Annotated in this window: 17 protein-coding genes; all 17 read left to right on the forward strand. The window is 68.0% G+C overall.

All coding sequences use genetic code 11. The features are described from left to right. Window positions 1-2: 2 nt before the first annotated feature. The 17 genes from QTI04_RS21210 to QTI04_RS21290 all read left to right on the forward strand — a co-directional run bounded on the left by QTI04_RS21210 (window position 3) and on the right by QTI04_RS21290 (window position 22,080). Window positions 3-926 (forward strand): TauD/TfdA family dioxygenase, encoded by a 924-nt coding sequence (locus QTI04_RS21210; protein ID WP_286617472.1) that lies wholly within the window; start codon window positions 3-5, stop codon window positions 924-926. A 48-nt stretch (window positions 927-974) separates the two neighbouring features. Continuing rightward, complete coding sequence (locus tag QTI04_RS21215; RefSeq protein WP_286598152.1) at window positions 975-2,033, forward strand: 3-keto-5-aminohexanoate cleavage protein; 1,059 nt, start codon at window positions 975-977, stop codon at window positions 2,031-2,033. 2 nt (window positions 2,034-2,035) lie between these two features. Next, on the forward strand, window positions 2,036-2,632 hold the full coding sequence (locus QTI04_RS21220; protein ID WP_286617473.1) for an alpha/beta hydrolase: 597 nt from the start codon (window positions 2,036-2,038) through the stop codon (window positions 2,630-2,632). Window positions 2,633-2,671: 39 nt separating this feature from the next. Then, on the forward strand, window positions 2,672-3,643 hold the full coding sequence (locus QTI04_RS21225) for a quinone oxidoreductase (RefSeq protein WP_286617474.1): 972 nt from the start codon (window positions 2,672-2,674) through the stop codon (window positions 3,641-3,643). 26 nt (window positions 3,644-3,669) lie between these two features. Continuing rightward, window positions 3,670-5,028 carry an MFS transporter gene (locus QTI04_RS21230; RefSeq protein ID WP_286617475.1) on the forward strand — a complete coding sequence of 453 codons (1,359 nt, stop codon included), beginning with the start codon at window positions 3,670-3,672 and terminating at the stop codon, window positions 5,026-5,028. A 40-nt stretch (window positions 5,029-5,068) separates the two neighbouring features. Beyond that, the gene (locus QTI04_RS21235; protein ID WP_286617476.1) at window positions 5,069-6,712 is read left to right on the forward strand and encodes a 3-(methylthio)propionyl-CoA ligase; all 1,644 of its coding nucleotides are present in this window, start codon (window positions 5,069-5,071) and stop codon (window positions 6,710-6,712) included. Between the two features lie 6 nt (window positions 6,713-6,718). After that, entirely contained in the window at window positions 6,719-7,735 is a 1,017-nt protein-coding gene (locus QTI04_RS21240) for a YeiH family protein (protein ID WP_286617477.1), read from the forward strand. A gap of 24 nt (window positions 7,736-7,759) precedes the next feature. After that, window positions 7,760-8,755: a tripartite tricarboxylate transporter substrate binding protein gene (locus tag QTI04_RS21245; RefSeq protein WP_286598159.1), complete on the forward strand. Its 996-nt coding sequence runs from the start codon at window positions 7,760-7,762 to the stop codon at window positions 8,753-8,755. 320 nt (window positions 8,756-9,075) lie between these two features. Continuing rightward, a complete protein-coding gene (locus QTI04_RS21250; RefSeq protein WP_286598161.1) occupies window positions 9,076-10,773 on the forward strand; it encodes a DUF1302 domain-containing protein in 1,698 nt (565 codons plus the stop codon). Between the two features lie 94 nt (window positions 10,774-10,867). Next, window positions 10,868-12,217, forward strand: coding sequence for a DUF1329 domain-containing protein (locus tag QTI04_RS21255; protein WP_286598162.1), 1,350 nt, complete (start codon window positions 10,868-10,870; stop codon window positions 12,215-12,217). Window positions 12,218-12,249: 32 nt separating this feature from the next. Then, window positions 12,250-13,356, forward strand: a complete 1,107-nt coding sequence (locus tag QTI04_RS21260) for a YCF48-related protein (RefSeq protein ID WP_286617478.1) — start codon at window positions 12,250-12,252, stop codon at window positions 13,354-13,356. Window positions 13,357-13,375: 19 nt separating this feature from the next. After that, the gene (locus QTI04_RS21265) at window positions 13,376-15,859 is read left to right on the forward strand and encodes an RND family transporter (RefSeq protein WP_286617479.1); all 2,484 of its coding nucleotides are present in this window, start codon (window positions 13,376-13,378) and stop codon (window positions 15,857-15,859) included. Between the two features lie 75 nt (window positions 15,860-15,934). Next, on the forward strand, window positions 15,935-16,279 hold the full coding sequence (locus QTI04_RS21270; RefSeq protein WP_286617480.1) for a hypothetical protein: 345 nt from the start codon (window positions 15,935-15,937) through the stop codon (window positions 16,277-16,279). Window positions 16,280-16,417: 138 nt separating this feature from the next. Further along, window positions 16,418-18,466 (forward strand): poly-beta-1,6 N-acetyl-D-glucosamine export porin PgaA, encoded by a 2,049-nt coding sequence (gene pgaA, locus QTI04_RS21275; RefSeq protein ID WP_286617481.1) that lies wholly within the window; start codon window positions 16,418-16,420, stop codon window positions 18,464-18,466. After that, entirely contained in the window at window positions 18,463-20,268 is a 1,806-nt protein-coding gene (pgaB, locus tag QTI04_RS21280; protein WP_286617482.1) for a poly-beta-1,6-N-acetyl-D-glucosamine N-deacetylase PgaB, read from the forward strand. Before pgaA ends, pgaB begins: the two co-directional genes overlap by 4 nt. 29 nt (window positions 20,269-20,297) lie before the next feature. Continuing rightward, entirely contained in the window at window positions 20,298-21,551 is a 1,254-nt protein-coding gene (pgaC, locus tag QTI04_RS21285; RefSeq protein ID WP_286617484.1) for a poly-beta-1,6-N-acetyl-D-glucosamine synthase, read from the forward strand. Window positions 21,552-21,567: 16 nt separating this feature from the next. Beyond that, window positions 21,568-22,080, forward strand: coding sequence for a PgaD family protein (locus QTI04_RS21290; RefSeq protein ID WP_286617486.1), 513 nt, complete (start codon window positions 21,568-21,570; stop codon window positions 22,078-22,080). The last annotated feature ends 7 nt before the right edge of the window (window positions 22,081-22,087 follow it).

The raw sequence follows: 22,087 nt of genomic DNA on the forward strand, positions 1-22,087 counted from the left end.
GCATGACCCCGTCCAGCTCCGCGAATTCGCTTCAAGGTGCACCCGCCATCGTCCGCGCTTCGGCGCTGAAGACATCCCTCCGCGTGGAGCCATTGACCTGCACGATCGGCGCCGAGATCGGCAATGTCGACCTGGGTGCCGCGTCGCGCGACGCATCGCTCATGGAGGAAATCCGCCGCCTGCTGCTGAAGCACCGGGTGATCTTCTTCCGCGACCAGGACATCACGCGCGCCGAGCACGTGGCCTTCGCGCGCCACTTTGGCGAACTCGAGGAACACCCGGTCGCCGGCAGCGACCCGGATCACCCGGGACTGGTGCGCATCTACAAGTCGCCCGACACCCCGAACGACCGCTACGAGAACGCCTGGCACACCGACGCGACCTGGCGCGAGAAGCCGCCGTTCGGTTGCGTGCTGCATTGCGTCGAATGCCCGCCCGTGGGCGGCGACACGGTGTGGGCCAACATGGTCGAGGCCTACGCGCATCTTCCCGAGGAGATCAAGACCAAGATCGCCGACCTCCGCGCGCGCCACAGCATCGAGGCCAGCTTCGGCGCGGCGATGCCGATCGAAAAACGCCTGGCGCTGCGGGCCCAGTTTCCCGATGCCGAGCACCCGGTGGTGCGCACCCATCCGGAAACCGGCGAGAAGGTGCTGTTCGTCAACGCTTTCACGACGCACTTCACCAACTACCACACGCCGGCGAACGTGCGCTTCGGCCAGGACGCCAACCCCGGCGCGAACCTGCTACTGAACTACCTCGTGAGCCAAGCCAATGTGCCGGAATTCCAGGTGCGCTTCCGCTGGACGAAGAACACCGTCGCCTTCTGGGACAACCGCTCCACCCAGCACTACGCGGTCATGGACTACCCGCCCTGCCATCGAAAGATGGAGCGCGCCGGGATCATGGGCGAAGCGACGTTCTGAACCGCACGCCTGTTCTCGTTTCACCCTCAACACACAGAAAGACAAACCATGAATTTCCTCGACGGATCGCTGTTCCCCGAAAACCAGGACAAGCTGGTCATCACTGCCGCACCTTATGGCCCCGAGTGGATTCCGTCCGATTTCCCGCAGGACATCCCGGTCACGATGGAAGAGCAGGTGCAGAAGGCGGTCGATTGCTACAACGCCGGCGCCTCGGTGCTGCACCTGCATGTGCGCGAGTTGGACGGCAGGGGCTCCAAGCGGCTGTCGATGTTCAACGAGCTGATCGCCGGCGTTCGCAAGGCCGTGCCCGACATGGTCATCCAGGTCGGCGGTTCGATCTCCTTTGCGCCGGAAACCGACGGCGCCTCCGCGAAGTGGCTGAAGGACGACACGCGCCACATGCTCGCCGAGCTCGATCCGAAGCCGGACCAGGTCACGGTCACCGTCAACACGACGCAGATGAACGTGCTGGAGCACATGGAAGCCGAAGACATCGCGGGCACGTCCCTGGCCGACCCGGAGATCAACGCGGCCTACCGCGAGATGATCGTCCCCTCCGGCCCCGGCTTCATCGACGAGCATGTGCGCCGCCTGAGCGCCGCCGGCATCCAGAGCGCGTTCCAGTTCTACAACATCAACAGCTACGAGACGGTCGAGCGCCTGATTCGCCGCGGTGTTTACAAGGGTCCGCTGGTGATGAACTGGGTGGCGATCAGCGGCGGCATGGACGCGCCGAACATCTACAACCTGGCCAACTTCCTGCGTGCCATCCCCGACGGCGCCATGCTGACGGTGGAAAGCAGCATGCGCAATGTGTTGCCCATCAACATGATCGGCATGGCCATGGGCCTGCACGTGCGCTGCGGCATCGAGGACAACCTCTGGAACCAGTCGCGCACGGAGAAGATGACGTCGGTGCAACAGATCGAGCAGCTCGTGCGCATGTCGCGCGAGTTCGGCCGCGAGGTCGCCAATGGCAAGGAAGCCCGCGAGATCCTGAAGATCGGCGTGTTCTACGAGACCGTCGAGGAGACTCTGGCCGCCAACGGCTTCGCACCCAACCCCAAGGGACGCCAGCAGGGCTACCTGCGCAAGGTGGCGTGAGCATGACGGCCGCTCTTTCCATGCCGACGGTCCTCATCGTCCCCGGGCTGCGCGACCACGTGGACACGCACTGGCAGACGTTTCTGGCCGCGGACCTGGAGGCCCGCGGCCGCAGGGTGCGCACGGTGCCGCCCATGGGGCGCGACGATCTCGACTGCGCGGCCAGAGTCGATGCCATCGAGCGTACCGCCAACCTCATCTCGGGACCGCTGGTCGTCGTCGCCCACAGCGGCGGCACCTTGATGGTCGCGCACTGGGCGCGGCGGACGCGGCGCCCGGTGCAGGGAGCACTGTTGGCGACGCCGCCGGATTTCGAGCGTCCCATGCCGGAGGGCTATCCGACGGTCGAGGCTTTGCTCGACGCCGGCTGGCTGCCCGTGCCACGCAGGACGCTGCCCTTCCGCAGCATCGTCGCGGCGAGCCGCAACGATCCGCTCGCGGCCTTCGACCGTGTCGCCACGCTCGCCCGCGATTGGGGGAGCGAACTGGTCGACATGGGCGAGGTCGGCCATCTCAACCCGGCCTCGGGATACGGACCCTGGCCGCTCGCCGAGTACCTCATTCGCGACCTTTCCACGCCGCTCGCCGTGGCCGACTGACGCTGCCGCGATTCAACACACATCCAAGGAAACCCCATCATGTCCAAAGCCATACGTCTGCACCAGACGGGCGGGATCGAAGTGCTCCAGCTCGAGAACGTCGAGGTCGGCAATCCCGGCCCCGGCCAGGTTCGCATCCGGCACACCTACGTCGCGGTCAATTTCATCGACATCTATTTCCGCACCGGCCGGTATCCGATGCCACTGCCCAACGGCCTCGGCTCCGACGCCGTCGGCGTCATCGAGGCCGTGGGCGAGGGCGTGACCGACCTGCACGCCGGCCAGCGCGTGGGCTACCTCATGGGCCCGCAGGGCGCCTATTCGGATGTGCGCGTGATGCCTGCCGAGTGGCTCATCCCGCTGCCCGACGGCATCTCCGACCGCACGGCCTCGACGCTGATGATGAAGGGCATGACGGCGCAGTACCTGTTCCGCCAGGTCTACCCGCTCAAGGGTGGCGAGACCATCCTCTACCACGCCGCCGCCGGTGGCGTGGGCCTGATCGCCTGCCAGTGGGCGCGCGCGCTGGGCGTCACCATGATCGGCACCGTCTCCTCGGACGAAAAGGCCGCCGTTGCCAGGGAAAATGGCTGCACGCACACCATCGTGACCACGCGCGAGAACATCGCCGCGCGCGTGCGCGAAATTACCGACGGCAAGGGCGTGCCGGTGGTCTATGACTCGGTTGGCAAGGACACCTTGCAGGCCTCGCTCGACAGCCTGCAGCCGCGCGGTGCACTGGTAAGCAACGGCACCTCTTCAGGGCCGGTCGTGATCGACACGATGCAGCTGGCGGTCAAGGGGTCGATCTGGGTCACGCGCCCGGCGATGGTCCACTACGCGGCGCCGCGTCCGCACATGCTCGACATGGCCACGGAGCTCTTCGACCTGGTGCTGGCCGGCAAGATCCGCGGCGAGCCAAAGCAAATGTTCGCGCTCGCCGATGCCGCCGAGGCGCACCGCGCGCTGGAGTCGCGCCGCACCACCGGCGCCACGGTGCTGGTGCCCTGAGGCCCGCCCACCCGGTGCAGACTGCCATGACGCCCACACTCCAAGCCCGCCCTGGCGACGCCGAGGGCTACCTGATCGGCCGGCGCCAGGCCTGGTTCGCGTTCGCGATGACCCTCGGCCTGATGATGGTCGACTACATCGACCGCCAGGTCATCGTCTCGCTGTTCCCCTACCTCAAGGCCGATTGGGGCCTGTCCGACAAGCAACTCGGCGGTCTCGTCTCGGTCGTGTCGGTCACTGTCGCGCTGGGCGCGCTGCCAGTCGCGCTGATCGCCGACCGCTCCAGCCGCGTGCGCAGCATCGTCGCCATGGCCACGATCTGGAGCATGGCCACCATCTCCTGCATGTTCACGCGCAACTACGGGCAGCTGCTCGCGGCGCGTTCGCTGGTCGGGCTCGGCGAGGCCGGCTACGGCTCGGTGGGTGCGGCGCTGATCGCGAGCCACTTTCCGGCGCGGCTGCGCGGCGCGCTCCTGGCCGGTTTCTTCGCCTCCGCATCGATCGGTTCGGTGCTCGGCGTGATGCTCGGCGGACTCATCGCAGCGCGCTGGGGCTGGCAGGCGGCATTCGGCGTTGTCGGATTGCCCGGCCTGATGCTGGCGCTGCTCTATCTCAAGGTCCGCGACTACCGCACCGTCGAACTCACCCCCCGGCTCGAACGGGCGGCGCGCTCCACGCGCAGCGCAGCCATCGCAGTGGCGCAAGGCCTGTTCCGCTCGCGCACGCTGCCCTGGGTGTGCGTGGGCGGCGCAGCGCAGCTCATCGTCGTCTCGGCAGTGTGGTCGTGGTTGCCGAGCTTCCTGAATCGCGTGCACGGACTCGCGCCCGAGCAGGCCGCCGTGCGCGCGGCGCTCGTGGTGCTGTGCGGCGCGGTCGGCAGCGTGCTGTGGGGTGCGGTGATCGACCGCGCCGGCACACGCCGTCCGCATGCCAAGCTGCATGCGATGGCATTCCTATGCGTCGCATCGCTGCTGGTGCTGGGCACGGCCTTCGGCGCGCAGCGCTTCGGCATCGCGTTGTCGGCGCAGGCCCAGTTCGCGCTGATCGCGTTCGGCGGCTTCCTCATGACCTGCACCGTGGGGCCGGTCTCCGCCGTCGTGATCGACGTCATCCATCCAGGCGTGCGCGCCACCGGCTCGTCGGTGCTGGCGCTGTTCCAGAACCTCTTCGGGCTGGCCGCCGGCCCCTTCCTTGCGGGCGTGCTTTCCGACGCGTGGGGCCTCGAAACCACGCTCGCCGTGATGCCGGCCTTCGGCATCCTGGCGGCGCTGGCCTTCATGGCCGCGGCGCGCAGCTACGGCGGCGATCTGCTGCGTGCCAGCGAAGCGCCCGCCGACGATGCATCGGACAGCTCGCCCATCCCCGCGCGCAAGGCCATGGCCTGAGCGCCCGCCACCAACCTTTCATCTTCCAGGACAAGACACCATGAACGGCCTCATGCAGCACCAGCCGCTGCTGATCTCCACGCTCCTCACCCATGCCGAGCGCCACCACGGTTCGCAGGAAATCGTCTCCCGCCGCGTCGAGGGCGACCTGCACCGCTACACGTTCCGCGATCTCGCGCAGCGCGCGCGCCGCATGGCCGGTGCGCTCGCGGCGATGGGCATCGAGCCCGGCCAGCGCGTCGCCACGCTGGCTTGGAACGGCTACCGCCACCTGGAGCTGTACTACGCGGCCTCGGGCTCGGGCGCCGTCCTGCACACGCTCAACCCGCGCCTGCACGCCGACCAGGTGACATGGCTGGCCGACCACGCGGAAGACCAGGTCCTGTTCTTCGACCTGACCTTCCTGCCACTCATCGAAGCCGTCGCCTCGCGCGTGAAGACCATCAAGGCCTTCGTCGCGATGACCGATCGCGCCCACATGCCGGTGTCGCCGAGCCTGCCGGGCCTGCTGTGCTACGAGGACCTGATCGATGCGAATGAGCCGGACTTCGTCTGGCCGCGCTTCGACGAGAACGCCGCCTCGTCGCTCTGCTACACCTCGGGCACCACGGGCCATCCGAAGGGCGCGCTCTACAGCCATCGCTCGACCATGCTGCACACCTTCGCCGCGGCCATGCCGGATGCGCTGAACTGCTCGGCGCGCGACGTCATCCTGCCGGTCGTGCCCATGTTCCATGTCAACGCCTGGGGCCTGCCTTACGTGGCGTGCATGGTGGGCGCCAAGCTCGTGCTGCCGGGCCCGTGGCTCGATGGCAAGTCGCTCTACGACCTGTTCGAGAGCGAGCGCGTGACCATGTCGGCTGGCGTGCCGACCGTGTGGCAGGGGCTGCTTGCGCATGTCGAATCCAACCGCCTGCGCTTCAGCACCATGCGCCGTACCGTCATCGGCGGCTCGGCCTGCCCACGCGAGATGCTGCAGACCTTCCAGGAGCGCTACGACGTGCACGTGCTGCACGCCTGGGGCATGACCGAGACCAGCCCCGTGGGGACGGTGTGTGCGCTGAAGCCCACGCAGATGGCGCTCGAAGGCGATGCGCGGCTCGCGGTGCAGGCCAAGCAGGGCAGGGCGGTGTTCGGTGTCGACATCAAGGTGGTGGGCGACGACGGCCGCGAACTGCCGCGCGACGGCGCAAGCGCCGGCGAGTTGATGGTGCGCGGGCCATGGGTCATCGCGGAGTATTTCCACCACGACGGTGGCGACCCGCTGGTGCGCGATGCCGAGGGCACCGGCTGGTTCCCCACCGGCGACATCGCGACCATCGACGCCGACGGCTTCATGCAGATCACCGACCGCAGCAAGGACGTCATCAAGTCCGGCGGCGAGTGGATCGGCTCGATCGATCTCGAGAACATCGCCATGGACCATCCGGACGTGCACATGGCGGCCTGCATCGCCGCGCGGCATCCCAAGTGGGACGAGCGTCCGCTGCTGGTGGTCGTGAAGAAGCCCGGTGCTCAACTCACCCGCACCGAACTGCTCGGCTTCTACGAAGGCCGCATCGCCCGCTGGTGGACTCCGGACGACGTGGTCTTCGTTGACGAGATCCCGCTCGGTGCCACCGGCAAGATGCAGAAGAACAAGCTGCGGGATCTGTTCCGGGACCACCGGCTGCCCACGGCCTGACGCACGATGTCCACCCTGTCCATCGCCGCCTGGCCGGCGCGCGGCCGCCTGCTTTTTCCTGGCGTGCTTGCGAGCGCCGTGGTGGCCGCCGCCGCCACCTTCCTGTCGCGGCACTACGGTGCGCCGGTCATGCTGTTCGCGCTGCTGCTCGGAATGGCCATGAACTTCCTGTCGAGCGACGGCCCCTGCGCGCCCGGCATCGAACTCGTGGCGCGGCAGGTGCTGCGCGTGGGCGTGGCCTTGCTGGGCCTGCGCATCACGGCCGCGCAGGTCGTGGCATTGGGCTGGCAGCCGGTGCTGCTGGTGCTGCTCTCGGTGGCACTGACCATCGGCCTGTCGATGCTCGCCGCGCGCCTCATGGGGTTCCAGCGGGTGTTCGGCCTGCTCACCGGCGGGGCGACGGCGATCTGCGGCGCATCGGCGGCGCTCGCGCTCGCGGCGGCGCTGCCGGCGCATCCCCTGAAGGAGCGCGCCACGCTCTTCACAGTGGTGGGCGTTTCGGCCCTGTCGACGCTGGCCATGATCGTCTACCCGATGCTGGCCCACCTGCTGGGACTCGATGACCACCAGGCCGGCGTGTTTCTCGGCGCCACCATCCATGACGTGGCGCAGGTGGTCGGCGCGGGTTACGGCATGTCGCGCGATACCGGCGATGTCGCCACGCTGGTGAAGCTGATGCGTGTGGCGATGCTGCTGCCGGTGATCGTGTTCGCCGTCGCATTCGGCCGCGCCGCCGCGCGCTCGGGCCAGGTCATGGGCAAGCGGCCACCGCTGCTGCCGTGGTTCGCCGTCGCCTTCGCGGCGCTGGTCGCGGTCAACAGCGCAGGCTGGATTGCCGGGCCCATCGTCTCGCTCGGCGGCGACCTGTCCCGCTGGTGCCTGGTGTCCGCCATCGCCGCCATCGGCATGAAGACCCATCTGCGCGATCTCGCCTCGGTCGGCCTCAAGCCCGTGATGCTGATGCTGGGCGAAACCATCTTCCTCGCGTTGCTCGTGCTTGCATTGCTGCGCTGGGCATCCTGAAATCACACAATCCAGAGTTCAAGCATGACCTTCGATTCCAAAGCCCGCCGCACCCTGTGCGCCGCAATGTTCATCGGCGCGAGCCTGTTCGCGCCCGGCGCGCAGGCGCAGGCTCCGGCAAAGTGGCCGGAGAAGCCCTTGCGCATCGTCGTGGCCGGTCCGGCCGGCGGCTCCGCAGACGTCATTGCGCGCGTGGTGGCCGACGGCCTGTCGCGCGAGATCGGCCAGCCGGTGATCGTCGATCCCAAGCCCGGTGCTGCCGGCGTGCTCGCGGTCAACGAACTGTCGCAGGCGCCGCATGACGGGCACACGCTGCTGGTCGGCGTCAACTCGCTCGTGAGCGAGATTCCGCACATCGTCAACCTCAAGGTCGACATGGCGACCGAGATCAAGCCGGTGGCCGAGCTGGCGCGCGGCGGCCTCGTCATGGTGGGCACGCCCTCGCTGCCCGCACGGAATTTCGGCGAGCTCATGGCCTGGGTCAAGGCCCAGCCCGGCAAGGTCAACTACGCGTCGTACACGGCCGGCACGGTGTCGCACGTCCTGGGCCTGCAGCTCAACAAGGCGGCCGGCATCGACATGGCGCATGTGGGCTACAAGGGGTCGACACCGGCTCTCACCGACGTGATGGGCGGCCATGTGCAGCTCATGTTCGATGGCATGGCGACCTCACTGCCGCTCATCAAGGCCGGCAAGCTCAAGGCCTTCGCGGTGAGCACGCCGAAGCGCAACGCGGCGCTTCCGGACGTGCCGACCTTCGCCGAACTCGGCTATCCGCAGCTCGAAGCCATCGGATGGATGGGCTTGTGGATCAAGCCCGATGTGCCAGCGCCAGTGCAGGCGCGCCTGCGCGACGCAGTGCTCAAGGTGCTCGCACAGCCCGCAGTGCGCGAGCGCATCGAAGGCACCGGCCTCGAGGCCGGCCAGCCGCGCAGTCCCGAGCAGATGTCGAAATCTCTGCAAGCTGACTACGCCCGCATGGGCGAAGTGCTCAAGTCGATCAACTTCAAGCCGGAGTGACGCAGGCTGCCGAGCCCCGCGTCCGGGACATCCAGCCTTTCTCGCACTCCGCGCCCTCGTGGTTCACCACGAGGTTCATCACACCCGATTCTCCGTAGCGCTCGCTGCCGCGCCAGCATCGAGCGCCGCGAGCGCTTCGACCATCGCACCACAGGTGGATGGCACGGCGCATCGGAAGGGGACTGGCGATTGCGAGCACCCCCGTCCCCCCAATCAAGAGGGGGAGCCGCAACCCCTCCAAAACCCAGAATTCCCAGCGTGAACCGAGTGGCCGTGCGCTGCCGCCGGCTCGCACCATCGCAACAACACCTGGAGTTTTCTTGAACCATCCGAGACCCCTCGCAGGGGCCACCCTTGGTCGTCCCTCTGCCCGACTCAGCGCGGTCGGCATCGCTGTACTCGCCGCCGTGTTCGCCACGGATGCCGCCCACGGCTTCGAGATCAACACCGGCAATCCCGACCTCGAGGTGCGTTGGGACAACACGGTGCGCCTGAACTACGGCAACCGTGTCGAAAGCCGCGATCCCAAGATCGGCAACAACGTCGTGTCCGACGAAGGCACCTACAGCTTCGATCGCGGCGACGCCGTGACCAAGCGCCTGGACCTGCTGACGGAACTCGACGTCGTCTACAAGAAGAACTTCGGCGCGCGCGTCAGCGCCGCCGGCTGGTACGACGGCGCCTATGGCGACAACAGCCAGACCAACCCGCTGCCGCCGCTGTCGAACATCCCGAGCTACATCAACAAGCGCTACAGCGACTACACCTCGCGCTTCTACCAGGGGCCTTCGGGCGAAGTGCTCGACGCCTTCGTGTTCGGCGGCACCGACATCGGCAACGTGCCGGTGCGCGGCAAGCTCGGCCGCCAGACCCTCTACTGGGGCGAGTCGCTGTTCCTCGGCGGCAACCTCCACGGCGTGGCCTATGCGCAGAACCCGCTCGACCTGCAGAAGGGCTTCGCCACGCCCGGCGTGGAGGCCAAGGAGCTGTTCCGTCCGCTGAACCAGGTGTCGGGCTCCGCGCAGATCACCGACACGCTGTCGGTGGGCGCGCAGTACATGTTGCAGTGGGAATCCTTCCGCTACCCCGAAGGCGGCACCTACCTGGGCCCGGTGGACTTCGCCTTCAACGGCCCCGATCGCCAGTTCCTCTCGCAGGCCCTTGGCTTCGCGGCCCGCGGCAACCCGTCCGAGCCCCGGAATAGCGGTGAAGGCGGCCTGTCGGCGCGTTGGAGCCCGGCGTGGCTCGACGGCACGATGGGCTTCTACTGGCGCAACTTCGCCGACAAGCTGCCGCAGACCTTCCTGACGCGCGTCGGGCCCGGCATCAGCCGCTACAACCTGATCTACGCCGACAACATCGACATGTACGGCGTGAGCCTGGCGAAGAACATCGCCGGCATCAGCGTCGGCGCGGAACTCTCCTATCGCCACGACACGCCGCTGAACAGCACCGTGCTGGGCATCGCGCCGGGGCTGCCCGCGCAAGGCGACACCAAGGGGCCGCGCGGCGACACCTACCACGGCCTCGTCAACGCCGTGGGCGTGATTCCGAAGACGGCCCTGTTCGACACCGCCTCCTGGGCGGTCGAACTGGTCTGGTCGCAATGGTCCAAGGTGCGCAGCGGCGCCAACCTCTTCTTCGCCGAAGGCTTTGCTCCCTGCCTCGGCAAGAACAAGTGGGACGGCTGCACGACCAAGAACTATCTCGGCACGGGCATCGCCTTCACGCCCACGTGGTTCCAGGTGTGGCCTGGCGTGGACCTGTCGATGCCGGTCAGCTACGCCGTCGGCTTGAGCGGCAATGCCGCCACGGTCTTCGGCGGCAACCAGGACAACGGCAACTACAGCATCGGCCTGGGCGCGGACGTGTACCAGAAGTACCGCTTCGACCTGAAGTACATCGACTATGTCGGCCGCTACCGCGCCAACGCCACACAGGTGATCGCGCAGAACGGCTTCACGACGCTGCTGAAGGACCGCGGCTTCATCAGCCTGACCTTCAAGACCACTTTCTGAGTATTTCCGGGCCGCTCGCGCGGCCATCCAACCACCCCGGGGGCATCAAGGAGCCCCGGGGGCGGACCTTCTTTTTCCTTGTACGGAAACGATGATGAACATTTCAAGACAACTCCTCGCCGGCCTGGTCGCCGCATCCACGGGGCTCGCGGCGCATGCCGCGCTGAGCGCCGACGAAGCCAAGACCCTCGGTGCCACGCTCACGCCGGTCGGCGCCGAGAAGGGCGCCAACAAGGACGGCACCATCCCCGCCTACACCGGCGGGCTGACGTCCGCGCCCGCCGGCTTCAAGGCCGGCGACGGCGTGCGGCCCAACCCGTTCGCGGGCGAGAAGCCCCGCCTCGTCGTCGACGCCAAGAACATGGCCGAGCACGCGGACCGCCTCACCGAAGGCACCAAGGCGCTGCTGCAGAAGTACCCGAGCTTCCGCGTCGACGTCTATCCCACGCACCGCAGCGTGGCCTTCCCGAAGTTCGTGACCGACAACACCGCGAAGGGCGCCGTCAACGCCAAGACCACCAACGACGGCCGCTCCATCGAGGGCGTGCATGCGGGCTTTCCGTTCCCGATCCCCAAGGACGGCTACGAAGCGATGTGGAACCACCTCGTGCGCTTCAACGGCCAGAGCTACGAAGCCAAGTACCGCAACCTCAACGTCGACGCCAACGGCCGGCCCGTGCTCGCCACCGAAGGCGTGAGCGTGCAGGACTATCCGTTCTGGGACACCGCCAAGCAGGATGCCGACACCTTCTGGCGCATCAAGCTCTCCTACACCGGCCCGGCCCGCCGCGCCGGCGAGGCGCTGATGATCGTCGACCCGCTCGACATCGGCCAGAAGGACCGCCGCGCCTGGAGCTACCTGCCCGGCCAGCGCCGCGTCAAGGTCGCGCCCGATCTCTCCTACGACACGCCGAACCCCGGTACCGCCGGCGCCACCACTTTCGACGACACCTTCATCTTCAACGGCTCGATGGATCGCTTCGACTTCAAGCTCGTGGGCAAGAAGGAGATGTACGTGCCCTACAACGCCTACGAGGCGGTGTACCAGGCCAAGCAGGACGACCTGCTCAAGCCCAACCACCTGAACCCGGATCTGGTGCGCTGGGAGCTGCACCGCGTGTGGGTCGTTGAGGCGAAGCTGCGCGACGGCAAGCGCCACGTCTACGGCAAGCGCACCTTCTACCTCGACGAGGACTCGTGGGCGGCCCTGGCTTCGGACAACTACGACGCACGCGGCCAGATGTACCGCGCGGGCTTCGCCTACATGGCGCCGAGCTATGACCTGCCGGCACCGTACACGGACATGTTCGGCCACTACGACCTGGTCGCCCGCGTCTATTCGCTGACAGGCTTCATCGCCGAGACCGGCGGCATGCGCTACACGAAGCCGATGTCCGACCGCGACTGGACGCCCGACTCGCTGGCCGGCTCCGGCATCCGCTGAGCGGACCCGGAAGGCATGAGGGAGCAGGGAACATGACATTCGATCCATCGCGGCGCTCGCTCATCGGGGCGCTGACACTGGCCTGCGGCGGGGCCGCCGTCGCGGCCTTGGCAGCGACAGCCGCCCCCGGCAAGGAATGGCGCGACGTGCTCGACACCCCGGCCGTGCGCAGCCCACTGGGCGCTCGCTCGCTCATCAACGGGCTGGCCCGTGCGGGACATCGCATCGTCGCCGTCGGCCAGCGCGGGCATGTCCTGCTGTCCGATGACGGCGGCGCGAGCTGGCGGCAGGCCGAAGTGCCGGTCAGCTCGGACCTGGTGGCGGTCTGCTTTCCGACGGAAAGACAGGGCTGGGCCGTGGGCCACGACGGCGTGATCCTGCGCAGCACGGACGCGGGCCAGAGCTGGACCCTCCAACTCGACGGCAGGCGCATGGGCGGTCTCATGGTCGACTACTACGAGCAGCGCGTGGGCGCAGCGCAGGGGCTCGAGGCCCTGCGCGCCGCGGCCCTCCTCGACGAAGCCAAACGCTTCGCGGCCCAGGGTGCGGAGAACCCTTTGCTCGATGTCTGGTTCAAGGACGCACAAACCGGCTATGCGGTGGGCGCCTTCGGCTTGGCCTTGCGCACCAACGACGGCGGTGCGCGCTGGGAGCCGCTGATGCATGCGCTGGACAACCCCAAGAGCCTGCACCTCTATGCGGTCCGGTCCGTCGCCGACGACGTCTTTGTCGTGGGCGAACAGGGGCTGGCGTTGCAGCTCGAAAGCGCCACGGACCGCTTCGTCATCCGTGAGACGCCCTACAAGGGCACTCTGTTCGGCATCGTTGCCGGCACGCGTGCGTTGATCGCCTTCGGCCTGCGCGGCAGCGTGGTGCGCAGCACCGACGGCGGCCGGAGCTGGTCCCAGGTCACCACCGGCGTGCAGACCGGCCTGACCGCGGGCCTGCGCCGGAGCGACGGCCGCATCGTGCTGGTCAGCCAGGCCGGCCACGTCCTCGTCAGCCAGGATGACGGCGCGAGCTTCCAGTCATTGCGCGTCGATCAGCCCATGCCCGCAGCCGCCGTGGCCGAAGCCGCCGGCGGCGCCCTCGTCATCGCCGGGCCACGCGGCGCGGCGCGCCCATTGCCGCTGTCCTGAACGCGGCCGGAGTTCCCTCATGCACACCCCCCTCGATTCCGAGAAGGATCACGAGCACACGACGCTCGACACCTTCGACCCCCGCTCCGGTTCCATCCTCGAGCGGCTGGTCTTCAATCACCGTCTCGTGGTGATGCTCATCTGCGCGTTCGTCACAGTGGTGCTGGCGGCGCTCGCTGTGAGCCGGCTGTCGCTCAACGCCAGCTTCGAAAAGATGATCCCGCACGGTCATCCCTACATCCAGAACTACCTGGAGCACAAGAACGACCTGCGTGGCCTTGGCAACTCGCTGCGCATCGTGGTCGAGAACAAGCGCGGCGACGTCTACGACGCGGGCTATCTCGACACGCTTCGCAAGATCAACGACGAGCTGTTCCTGATGCCAGGCGTGGACCGCGCCTGGCTCAAGTCGCTGTGGACGCCTTCCGTGCGATGGACGGAGGTCACGGAGGAGGGCTTGCGCGGCGGCCCCGTGATGCCGGACGGCTACGACGGCTCGGCACGAGCCACCGAACAACTGCGGGGCAACATCGCGCGCTCCGGACTGGTCGGAAGTCTTGTCGCGAGCGACTTCAGGTCCAGCATGATCGTGGTGCCCCTGCTCGACAAGGACGCGACCACCGGCCAGCGCATCGACTACCGTGCGCTGTCGCATGCCATCGAGCAGCTTCGAACCCGCTACGAGGCCACGCCGGCCGGCGAATCCCCGGCCGTTCGCATGCACGTGGTCGGCTTCGCCAAGCTCGTCGGCGACCTGATCGACGGGCTGCACCTGATGGCGCTCTACTTCGCCGTGGCCGCGCTGATCGCCGCGGCCATCATCTACCTCTACACGCGCTGCGTGCGCAGCACCGGACTGGTGATTGCGTGTTCGCTGATCGCGGTCGTGTGGCAACTCGGGCTGGTCGCGGCCTTCGGCCTCGAACTCGATCCCTACTCGATCCTCGTGCCTTTCCTGGTGTTCGCGATCGGCGTCTCGCACGGCGCGCAGAAGATGAACGGCATCATGCAGGACATCGGGCGCGGCGCGCACCGGCTGGTCGCGGCGCGCTTCACCTTTCGCCGGCTGTTCCTGGCCGGCCTGACCGCATTGCTCGCGGACGTCGTCGGCTTCGCCGTGCTGATGGTGATCGACATCCCGGTCATCCAGGAGCTGGCGCTGACCGCCAGCGTCGGCGTGGCGGTGCTCATCTTCACCAACCTGATCCTGCTCCCGGTGCTGCTTTCCTATGTCGGCGTGAGCCCCGCAGCGGCGGCGCGCAGCCTGCACGCGGAAGAGGGCGCGGGCAAGGCACGCGGCTTCGAGCGCCTGTGGAACTGGCTCGGGCATTTCGTCGAACGGCGCTGGGCCTTGCGCGCGGTCGTGGCGAGCGCCGCGCTTGCAGTGCTCGGCTTCGGCGTCAGCCAGGGCTTGAAGATCGGCGATCTCGATCCCGGCGCACCGGAGCTTCGGCCCGACTCGCGCTACAACCGCGACAACGCCTACATCACGGACCACTACGCGCTGTCGAGCGACACCTTCGCCGTGATCGTCAAGACCGCGAAGGAAGGCTGCCTGAAGTACCCCACGCTGGTTGAGGCCGATCGCCTTGCCTGGACGCTGCAGCAGCTTCCCGGCGTGCAGACCACGGTGGCGCTGACCGGCGCGGTGCGCCAGATCACCGCGGGCAGCAACGAGGGCAGCCCGAAGTGGCTCACCATCGCGCGCAACCAGGACGTGCTGAACTACGGCGCACAGCAGGCGAGCGTCAACAATCCGGACCTCTTCAACACCGAGTGTTCGGTGATGCCCGTGATTGCCTACCTGTCGGATCATCGGGCCGAGACGCTCGACGGCGTGGTGCGCGCGAGCGCCGAGTTCGCGCAGACCCATGACAGCGAGGACCGCAAGTTCCTGCTGGCCGCCGGCAGCGCCGGCATCGAGGCCGCCACCAACATCGTGGTGCGCAAGGCCTGGGGCCAGATGCTGCTGCTCGTCTATGCAGCGGTCATCGTGCTGTGCTTCATCACCTTCCGCAGCTGGCGCGCGGTGGTGGTCGCCGTGGTCCCGCTGGTCATCACCTCCGTGCTGTGCGAGGCGCTCATGGTGGCGCTGGGCATCGGCGTCAAGGTCGCCACCTTGCCGGTCATCGCGCTCGGCGTGGGCATCGGCGTGGACTATGCGCTGTACCTCCTGAGCGTGCAGCTTGCCTTCCAGCGCAAGGGCGAATCACTTGGGCAGGCCTACCGCCGAGCGCTGCAGTTCACGGGCAAGGTGGTGGTGCTGGTCGGCATCACGCTGGCGGCGGGCGTGGTCACCTGGGCGTTCTCGCCGATCAAGTTCCAGGCCGACATGGGCATCCTGCTGGCCTTCATGTTCGTGTGGAACATGGTGGGCGCGGTCGTGCTGATTCCGGCGCTGTCGCACTTCCTGCTGCCGGGGCGCGATGTGAGCCAAGAAGCAAAGAAGTCTCTGGAGCCAAAGGGAGGACGCCAGCCGCGTGTCGTGATCCAGGAGTCATAGATGTGCAATTCGAGCCATTCGATCTACTATCGATGGCCGCTGCGGCAGCCCGCCGTGCGAAGGATGGAGGCACACATGAGGATCTGGATCATCCCGCGGGTCGCGATGCTCGCCGCCGTGCTGGCACTGTGCGGCTGCACCTACTACGCGCCACCCGCCTATCCAGTGATGGCCCCGGCCAACTTCGATCGCTCCTTCGACGCAGCGGCGGCTGCGATGCGCGACCAAGGGCTCGCGATCCACACCGAGGACCGCGCCAGCGGCATGATCATCGGCACGCTCGGCGGAGGCACCGTGTCGACCAGCGTGCGCCGGCAGGCGGATGGCAGCGTGCGCGTGCAGTTCGACGCCACGGGACCGCGTGATCCCGCGCTGATCGATCGGATCTCGCGAGGCTACGACAGCCGCATGGGGCGCTGACCTTCCACCGCATGCTCCCGGCCAATGACGCTTCGACTGCGATTCACGGCCCGGATGCGCTGGAGGTGCGTCGGAATAGCCGGGATTGCCGCATGCAGCGGTACGGCAGGACAGACCCCACCGCCGTTCGACCCGGCCATGCCGGCGCCCGGCCTGGCTGAAGCCGCCCGCGCGCAATCCGGGGCCGACAAGCGGTCCGATGCCGGGACGGACGCGTCGGCGCTGCTCGAGCGCGGCCGCGCCTCCCTGCGAGCCGGCGATCGCTACGCGGCCCTCGCCGCCATCGCGCAGGCCCGGCGCCTTCAACCCGACAACGCCGAGATTGCGCAGGCCCTGGCCGATGTGCTGATGGAACTGGGCGCCCCGAGTGCCGCGGCCCATGCGCTGGGCGCGCGCGCTGATGCGGGCGTGCGCAGCCGCGTGGCCGGCCAACGCCTGCGCTGGGCCATCGACATCCCCCCGCTTTCGCCGGATCCGCGGCGGCGCTTCGACGATGTGGATCCGGCACTGGCCCGCCTGGACGAGTTGCTCGCCGAGGCGCGTGCCGCCGCCCCGCCGGACGCAGGGCTCATCACTCGCCTGCAGCGCGACCGTGCGGTGGCCCTGCGCCATCGCGAGCGCTGGAAGGAGGCGGTGGACCAGGTGGGCTTGCTGCGCGCGACGGGCGACGCCGTTCCGGCCTATGTCCTCCAGGCGGAGGCGGACGCGCTGCTCGCACTGCGCCGCCCCGTGGATGCGCGCCGCGTCTACGAAGAGGCCCTGCAGCGCCTGTCGCAGGCAGAGCGCAAGGACGAGGACGGTCCGTGGCGGTCGATGATGACCGGGCGCGCCTACGCGGAGACGGAGAGCGAGGACTTCGACGCCGCCTTCGCCACCGTCGACGCCCTGCTGGCCGCGGCAGGGCCGCCGTGGCGCAGTGCCGGCGAGCTGCAGACGCCGCGCGGGAACGACACCTGGCTCGAAGCGCAAGCGCTCGACGCCGCCATGCGCAGCTATGCCGACATGCCCGCCGCCGCCTGGGCGCGCATCGCACCGCTGGAGCGCGGCGCGCCGGCCCTCCCATGGCTGCGCGCGCAGGCGGCCGATGTCGCTGCACAGCAGGGCTGGCCCCGTCAGGCCGAGGACGGCATCGACATCGCCGCGGCCCTCGCACCCGAAGACTTCGGCATCCGCGTGCAGCAGGTGGATTCGGACACGCGCCGACATCGCCTGCTGCGGGCCGAGGAGCGCCTGGCGCCGCTGCTGGAGCAAGGCGCGGACATTCCACGCGTGCAGCAGGTGCGGCGGGAACTCGACGCCGCAATGGGCCCCAGCGTGCGATTCGAGCTGGGAGGCAGGCACACCGACAGCCAGGCACTTCAAGGGCCCGGAAACGGCGGGGAGGTCAGCCTTCAGGTCGAGTCCTCGACCTTTGGGGGCACATGGCGGCTCATCGGCCTGGCCGACAGCAGCTCCGACTCACTGGAGGAAGGGCGCGCCAAGCGCCATCGCGTCGGCGGCGGGGTGCAGGCGCGCTGGCCCGATTGGAAGCTGAATGCGTTGGCATGGTCGCAGACGGGCTCCCTGAACACTTCCGGCGGTTCGCTCGCCGCCCAGTGGGAGCCCACCGATCACTGGACCTTCCTGGCGGACGCCGCGAAGCATTCGCCGGACACCCCGTTGCGCGCAGACTTCCACGGCATCACCGCGGATGCGGTGCGCGGCGGCCTGCGCTATGCGTGGAACGAATCGACGGAGGCGGGCCTGAAGGCGCAGTACATGGACTTCAGCGACGGCAACAAGCGGGATCAGGTGACGATCGACGGCACTCTCAAGCTGCTCGATCGGCCGCACCTGGACGTCACGCTCAAGCCGCGCGTCGAATGGCAGCGCAACAGCTTGCTGGTCACGCCGTATTTCAATCCGAAGGAGTCATGGCTGCCTTCCATCGAGGCACAGGTGGAACATGTCATGTGGCGCGTCTACGAGCGCACACTCCTGCAGCGGCTGCGACTGACCGTGGGCATGTTCGAGCAACGCTTCTTCGGCGGAAACGCGGTGGGCGGCGCCGCGTATGAACAGACTTGGCGCCACGATCCCTGGACCGAGCTGACCTGGGGCATCGAGTGGGCGAGCAACGTGTACAACGGCCAGCGCGAGCGCACCCTGAACGGCTACCTGAAGCTTGAACACAGGTTTGGAAGATGAGCGCGAACCATGTCATGAACACCGCGATGTACGCGCTGGCGCGCGTGCTGTTGCTGGTGGGCGTGTGCATTGCGGTGCGGCCCGCCTTGGCGCAACAACCATCGTCGGTGTCGGCATCGACGCCGACCTTCGCAAGTGTCGCCCTCCATGACGTGGTCGATTCCAAGGGGGAACTCGACGATGACGCGGTCACCACCGACCGCTTGGTGAGCTTCTTCGACTGGCTGGTCGGCAACGGATGGACCGCGGTCTCGCTCGATGACATCGCGCGCGCGGGTCGCGGCGAGGACGCGCTGCCGGCCAAGGCCGTGCTGATCACTTTCGATGATGGCTACCGGAGTCTGTACACCCGCGTCTATCCGTTGGCCCTGGCCTACGGCTTCCCGATCATCGCGGCGCTGGTGGGCAACTGGATGGAGCCGCCCGCAGGCTCGATGGTGAAATACGGCAGCCGCATGGTCCCGCGCGAGCGCTTCATCACCTGGGATCAGGCGCGCGAGATGCAGCGCTCGCGGCTGGTTGAATTCGCGCTGCATAGCCAGGCGCTGCATGCTGAAGTCGTCGGCAACCCGCAGGGCAACACCATGCCCTCGGCGGTGACGCGCAGCTACGTTCCCGGCGTTGGCTACCAGAGCGAAGCCGACTTTGCAGCAGCATTGCGCGCCGACCTTGCGAGCGGGCGCGCCATGCTGCAGCGCGAACTGGGCCGCGCGCCGCGTGCGTTGGCCTGGCCCTACGGTCGCTACAACGCCCTGGGCACGCAATCGGCGCGCGACCTGGGCTTCGAATTTGCTCTCGTGCTCGACCGGGGGCCCGCATCCTTGAACGAGCCTTTGAGACTGGTCCGCTACCTGCCCACCTACAACCCGCCGCTGCTGGAACTGGCGCAGAGCCTGCGGCCCGATCCGAACGAAAGACGCGTGGATCGCCTGGTGTGCCTCGACCCGGCCGCCTTGTGGGCCGGCGATGAGGTCGCCAGCAATGAACGCCTGGGTCGCGCGATCGAACGCGTGCGCGCACTGGGCGTGACCGGCCTCGTCGTCGATGCGGTACGCCACGACGCGCAGGGGCGAATCACCGCCGCCTGGTTTCCGACAGGCGAACTGCCGCTGGCGGGAGACTGGCTCTCGCGCGTTGCGTGGCAAATGCACACGCGCGCCGACGTGAAGGTCTACGCCCGTCTGCCTCACCGCCGGGCGCTCGCCGCGTTGGGCGACGAAGCGCGCGTGCAGCGCCTCTATGAGGATCTGGGCGCACTGGTGCCATTGGACGGCTGGCTGCTCGAAGACACCGGGCCGCTGGCGCAGCCGGTGCGCTTCGACGATCCGCCGCCGCTCTTCGAGCATCGTCCGGGCATTCCCCTGAGTTGGTCCGCGTGGGTGGTGCGCGAACGGCGACGTTCGATGCTCAAGGCGCTTGGCCGCACCGACGGGCCGGACGCACTGGGGTGGAGGGCTTTCGCCGCCCTGGATGCCGCCCGACCCGGACTGGAGTTGCTGTGGCTCGCGCCGACGCGCGCCGTCGCCGCGCCGCACCCGCTGGCAGAAATCAGCCTGGTGCCAACTGGCTTCGGCGATCCGGTCGCTGACAACCGCCTCGCGCGTGTCGATCCCACGCTCTTGAGCTGGTTCACCGGCTCCGCACCGCCCGATGCACGCCTGCTCACCCGCAAGGCCGTCGACTTCCAGCGCCACGGCGGCGTCTCGCTGGGCTGGTGCCCCGACGATCCGGTCGCCGACATTCCTGCAGCGGCCGTCGCGGCGCCCGGGGTGTCGGCGTCCATCTTCCCGCTGCGACGTTGACGCGGGAGCTCACTGCGAGAGCGAAACCAATGAGCCTTCACGACGTCATCTCCACTTTCTGCTTCGGCTATCCATTCGTGATGGCGTTGTACTGGATGAGCGGCGGCTTGCTCTACGTCTGGCTGCGCGGCCGCCATGAACCGCGGCCGGAGGACCCGCCGCCGCTTGCGGACTACCCGGGGGTGTCGGTGCTGGTGCCCTGCCATAACGAGGAGCGGCAGCTGGCCGAGACTTTCGGGGCACTGTCGCGAATCGACTACCCGAACTTCGAGGTCATCGCGATCAACGACGGTTCCACCGACCGGACCGGCGCATGGCTTGAAGCCCTGATCCCGCAGATGCCGACGCTGCGCGTCGTACACCTGGACAGCAACCAGGGCAAGTCCACTGCGCTGAACGCCGGCGCACTGGCCGCTCGACACGAGTTGCTGGTATGCATCGACGGCGATGCGCTGCTCGAGCCGCACGCGCTGACGTGGATGGTGCGTCGCTTCCAGACCGACGCAAGCATCGGCGGGCTCACCGGCAATCCGCGCGTACGCAACCATGCAACGCTCCTGGGACGCCTGCAGGTCGGCGAGTTTTCGTCCATCGTGGGGCTCATCAAGCGAGCGCAGACCGTGTACGGATCGCTCTTCACTGTCTCCGGGGTCATCTGTGCCTTCCGCAAGCGCGCGTTGCAGGACGCCGGCTGGTGGTCGCGCGAGGCGCTGACGGACGATGTCGATGTGAGCTGGCGCATCCAGCTCGCCGGCTGGCGCCTGGCCTTCGAGCCCAAGGCGATGTGCTGGATCCTGATGCCGGAGACTCTGCGCGGACTGTGGCGCCAGCGTGTGCGATGGAGCGAGGGAGGGACAACGGTCATGATCAAGGTCCTGCCATCGCTGTTGCGCCGCCCGCGCCTGTTGCCGGTATGGGTCAACTTCGTGGTGGCGATCGCCTGGGCCTACGCGGTCGGGATCGGCTTTCTGTTCTGGGTCGCCGTTCCGCTGTTCGCACATTGGGGACTGAGCTTCCCGGAATTCTGGCCGGCCTTCGGCCCCTACCCGCGCGACTGGGGCCAGATTCTCGCGCTGACTTTCCTCGCGCAGGCCGTGACCAGCGTGGCGATCGACGAACGCTTCGAGCGCGGGATCCACCGGTCGTTGTTTTGGCTCGTCTGGTACCCCCTGGTGTTCTGGGTTGTCCAGGCCCTGGCGTCGATCGTCGGGGCCCCGCGAGCCATCTGGCATCTGGGCCGGATGCGCGGCACCTGGGTCAGCCCGGACCGGGGCCTGCGCTGACCTTCAGGAGGATGCAATGAATCGAGAGACGCCTGTCGACACCACTCAGCGAGACGGCGAGCCCCCGGTCGGGCCGGCGCCGCCGCAGCAATGGCCGCCCCGAATCCCGCGGACGCACGCGCCGTGGTGGATGCGCATGCGAGACCTGGTGCTGACCATCGCGGTCTGGCTGGCTTACCTGTGGATCCTTCGCAAGCCGATCGTGATCGTCATTGGCTGGTTCAGCCCTGGACTGGAGGCGTTCCTCAGGAAAAAGATCGATATCGCGTTCACGGTGGACCTGCGGCCCTACGTCTGGATTGCCGCGGTCCTCGTGGCCTGGCTCGTCTTGTCAGGAGTACTCCGTCGACGAGACCTGTCACGGCAGGTGGACGCCGAGCACAACGTGCCACCGTTGCCTCCCGAGCAGCACTTCGCGATCGCGGGTGTGCTCGTGTCGAAACTTCCGGTGTGGCGCGAGTCGCGCTGCCTGCGTGTGCACTTCGATGAAGGTCGAATCACGAGCGTGACGGTGACGCCGTCTTCGTGACTCACCC

This window comes from Variovorax sp. J22R115, from assembly GCF_030317005.1.
GTDB lineage: Bacteria > Pseudomonadota > Gammaproteobacteria > Burkholderiales > Burkholderiaceae_C > Variovorax.